This is a genomic window from Leptolyngbya sp. FACHB-711, from assembly GCF_014695615.1.
GTDB lineage: Bacteria > Cyanobacteriota > Cyanobacteriia > Elainellales > Elainellaceae > Leptolyngbya_A.
The window spans coordinates 1-3,624 of the sequence record NZ_JACJOR010000575.1 but is presented as its reverse complement, the minus strand read 5'-3'; the positions used below and the strand labels follow the sequence as shown (position 1 = coordinate 3,624).

Here is a 3,624-nt window from a genome sequence, read left to right as displayed (position 1 = left end):
GAAGCCATAGAACTTTTTATCTAGAGATTTATGAATGAGACTCAAAGCTTACGGGCTACTCCGTCTAACGTTGCCCATTACCCGCCGCAGATCACCTCGAACGCTCAACAAATAGACCCTCGTGGTCGGGTGCATGGGCGTTATGGCTGATATGGTGTGCCTTGATGAAAGCGCATGACCCAACCACTTTCCGTGCGTGACCAGATAGAGCTTCGTCTTCCGTACTCGGGGTGATTGAAGGGTTACTGTCATGAAGTGCAATTAGGCTAGAAACCTTGCCTTGCAAGGTTTTAGGAGCAGATCCCTTGTACTAAAAATTTTGCTGCGCCCCTCGAATTGCCTCTATTAGTTAACGAATTTGCGTTGTTTTAGGCTTCGGATTTGCTCTAATTGCATCTCATGACGGCATATGACAGCACCCCTTCAATCACCACAGATAGTCATGGCGAATCCTAGACAATTGCAAAGATCAGAGAATTTTCTGCCCCATCGCGTCAAACACCTCAACGACGACTGCCGCCGCTTTACTGGTGAGGTAATCTTCTGCAAATAAAGACCAAATCATGGAATCTTGTTTGCGTCCCTCATGATTCTCCACCCGTTGACGTAGTGTTGCCTCATGAACAAAGCCCAGTTTTCGTGGAACCGCCGCACTTTTGAAGTTAGTTGCGTCACAATCGATCTGCACTCGCGACACCTGGTTCACCTCAAATGCAACTTTGGTTAAAGCCGCTGCTGCTTCGGTTGCCAATCCTTGATTGACGTGATGGGCATGAATCCAGTAGCCGATCTCCAGCGCATCGTCACTCTCACCAGGATGCAGCCCAACCGCGCCTAGCACTTGCGTTTCCCCAAGATTGAAGATGCCATAGTTGAAGTTTTGATCCAAGTCGAACTCGCCACGGCATTGTCTGAGCCAATCTACCCGCTGGTGCAAATCTTTGGGTTCTGCACGTGCCCACGGTAGCCAGACTTTTAGATGCTCTAAACTTTGGGCGATCGCCGTAGACAACAGCAGCGCATCACCGGGATGCCAACAGCGTACAATCAGTCGTTGAGTATGAATTCGATAGGCTGGACTCAGATGTTCTGTTGACATAACAGTTGGAATCTTTACGGTTGAATTTGTTAAGGACTGCTACAGCAAATTCTCCTCCCGCTCCAGAGGCTGATGCGAATCACCGATTTAAATCCTGTGGATACCAGCGTTATTGAGCAGGTTGCATCGATCCTGCTGGATTGCTTTGGACGCCTGCCCAGTGGTTACCCTACGTTTGAGGAGGCGCTTGAGGAAGTTCACGTCACTTATCTCTACCTGATCATTCTAAGACAACTTTTACTTCCAATCTGCTCAAATTCCCTCTAATCAAGCCTTTGAAGGCGATCGGGGTCCTGACAGACCTTAGTTCAACTTGATGCGTGTCAAAATAAGAGTAAACATTACAAATCTGACACGCATCAAAACTGAAATATCCAGAATTGAAAGCCAGACTCGCAGAGCTAGAAACTGAGATCGCTGCCCTTCAAGCAGCGGGAGAAATTGTGCTGAATGGTCGGATCGACTTCTCAGTGCCAGGCGGAACGACGGTGCGAGGACAACCTTCAGTTCAGCGGAGACTCAGAATTCCTGGACAGAAAGCACGTTACCTGAGAGAGTCTCAAGTTGAAGAACTGCAAGCGGCGATCGATCGGGGTCGGCAGCTCAAGAAACTGGAGCGAGAACAGCAAAGACTGAAAATAAAGATGGCGTAACTGGTAGCGAAGGCAGCTGAACTAGGATTAGAGCTACTGAATTAAGCTGAGTTCACATCATCGTTTTGATGCGTGTCAGAATTTGACTACTTGCTTTCAAGTTTGACACGCATCAAATTTCCTCATGCGTGAGCAATCGAGCGTTTCAGCTTCTGCCATCAATCGCTCTGACCTGAACTTGGATTAAATTACCGTTCGGTAATGCCTGAAAGCTTTAGTTTCTCGTTGAGCCAGAGGTTGAGAATCACACAAAATCGTTTGATGAGTTGCGGGGTTTCACGAATAATCAACGTCTGAGATGCAGTTAAGACAAGAACTTCAGCCCTAACGTTATTTTTTGTTCTGATGTTGCCTAAGCCCGAATCTGCGCCAGGATTTCGCCAGTCAGCATTTGCGTTTCCCTGCTCTAAACCTATGAAACTCAAATTGTAGACGAATTTATCCGAACAATTGTACCCGCTGATTTCACGAAACTCAGGCATCCTTAACCATCCGTTGACATTAAAATCATACAAGGGTTTGCCCAGCTATTGGGCTAAATCGCTTGAATGACTTCCAGCAAAATTGCCACACCCAGCATTACAATTGCACAAAGCGCTGTCTGTATCCACCAGCCCCGAATTAGGATGAACAAAAAGGTAGTCACAGCGGACAGCCCGAAAATACTCGATATTAGATACGCTATTGCCCACCCAAGCGAGAAGAAAAAGAGATACTTGAGCAATTGAAAAACGAACCGAAACAAAAGGCTGTGTTGGTATTGCATCAGCTATTGCCTCTCAAGAACTGTTCTGGGGAGGCGGTAGGCAGTAGAGGCTGAATTGGTTTAACCAGCAGCGTAATATTGTCGCGACCCATGACTTGAACAACAGCTTCCGGCATCAGGAGAATTGGTTGTGGGCAGCGAGCAAACCAGAAAGAACTTCCAATTTGGATTCGTCCTCGCTGCCCGGGAAGGATCGCCCGAATTACTACTGCTTCCTGGTAATAGTAAGGAATCGATTGTACTAAATAACTAGAAGTGTAAATTTCGCTACTAAAGAAGAACCGATTTGCCAGAGAAAGCAACGTCTCTTTCATCCTTCCCTCCGATCGCTTTATGGGCTAATGTAGTTAGCTTGAAAGGAGCATAGCGGTTAAGCAATCTAGTTATCGATTTTGATTATTGATAGCCGAAATCGATATCGACTAATAGATATCAACAGTATGTCTCTCCTGATAGAATTTCACTACCGAATCTACCGAAGGAATTCTTCAGGATATGGGGAATCTGGAGTTAAAATTTCGAGACCTCAAATTAACATTTCTAGAAGAGGTTATTCTTCTCACTATCCTAGACGAAGCTCGGTATGGGCAATCAATCGTCGAGGCTGTCAGTGCTGCTAGCGGCGGAAGCTGCCAGCTCAATCCGGGCACTTTATACCCTGCGCTTCAGCGACTGCAAGACCGGGGATTGATCCAGATTCAGCACGTCCAGAAGAATGTTGCAGTGCGTAATGGTCACTGTCGTCGGTACTATCAAGCAACCTCGAAAGGTAAGGAGGCAATCACTGAAATGGAAAAAATTAGAAGCTATATTAGAAGTCCAAACGGAGTTACACAAGTCTCATTCTAATCCTAAATTTAAAGCTTTTGTGTAGTACAACGTTCATTTTGATCAAATCTGAATATTTCTCCTACCATCTTTGGTGTTTCTATTGTAGAAAATCTCGGGTTAGATGGCTATGCTCATAGAGCTAATTGAGAGTGCAGCAAGATATTTAATTTTCGAGCCGATCAGAGACGATTCAATGGGCGATTTGTGGGAGAGGGACTATTATCTAAGCGAGAAGGGAACTTCCAGAATTGCTAGAGTTGCTACCTTTCTCTGGA

The 3,624-nt window shown here is 45.9% G+C and carries 5 protein-coding genes; 2 read left to right on the top strand and 3 right to left on the bottom strand.

All coding sequences use genetic code 11. The features are described 5' to 3' along the window. Positions 1-469: 469 nt before the first annotated feature. The gene (locus tag H6F80_RS28345; protein WP_190794861.1) at positions 470-1,099 is read right to left on the bottom strand and encodes a GNAT family N-acetyltransferase; all 630 of its coding nucleotides are present in this window, start codon (positions 1,097-1,099) and stop codon (positions 470-472) included. Positions 1,100-1,479: 380 nt separating this feature from the next. Here H6F80_RS28345 and H6F80_RS28340 point away from each other — a divergent pair, with 380 nt between their 5' ends. Continuing rightward, the gene (locus H6F80_RS28340; protein WP_190794860.1) at positions 1,480-1,752 is read left to right on the top strand and encodes a hypothetical protein; all 273 of its coding nucleotides are present in this window, start codon (positions 1,480-1,482) and stop codon (positions 1,750-1,752) included. 188 nt (positions 1,753-1,940) lie between these two features. Here H6F80_RS28340 and H6F80_RS28335 read toward each other — a convergent pair whose 3' ends face one another. Together H6F80_RS28335 and H6F80_RS28330 are read right to left on the bottom strand one after the other, a co-directional pair. Next, complete coding sequence (locus tag H6F80_RS28335; RefSeq protein WP_190794859.1) at positions 1,941-2,234, bottom strand: hypothetical protein; 294 nt, start codon at positions 2,232-2,234, stop codon at positions 1,941-1,943. A gap of 283 nt (positions 2,235-2,517) precedes the next feature. Next, the gene (locus tag H6F80_RS28330; protein WP_190794858.1) at positions 2,518-2,832 is read right to left on the bottom strand and encodes an NfeD family protein; all 315 of its coding nucleotides are present in this window, start codon (positions 2,830-2,832) and stop codon (positions 2,518-2,520) included. Between the two features lie 181 nt (positions 2,833-3,013). Here H6F80_RS28330 and H6F80_RS31505 point away from each other — a divergent pair, with 181 nt between their 5' ends. Further along, entirely contained in the window at positions 3,014-3,367 is a 354-nt protein-coding gene (locus tag H6F80_RS31505; RefSeq protein WP_190794857.1) for a PadR family transcriptional regulator, read from the top strand. Positions 3,368-3,624: the final 257 nt, after the last annotated feature.

What these genes read in the sequence shown, in the direction of transcription:
- H6F80_RS28345 (WP_190794861.1), bottom strand. Translation starts at nt 1,099, where the DNA reads ATGTCAACAGAACATCTGAGTCCAGCCTATCGAATTCATACTCAACGA.
- H6F80_RS28335 (WP_190794859.1), bottom strand. Translation starts at nt 2,234, where the DNA reads ATGCCTGAGTTTCGTGAAATCAGCGGGTACAATTGTTCGGATAAATTC.
- H6F80_RS28330 (WP_190794858.1), bottom strand. Translation starts at nt 2,832, where the DNA reads ATGAAAGAGACGTTGCTTTCTCTGGCAAATCGGTTCTTCTTTAGTAGC.
- H6F80_RS31505 (WP_190794857.1), top strand. Translation starts at nt 3,014, where the DNA reads ATGGGGAATCTGGAGTTAAAATTTCGAGACCTCAAATTAACATTTCTA.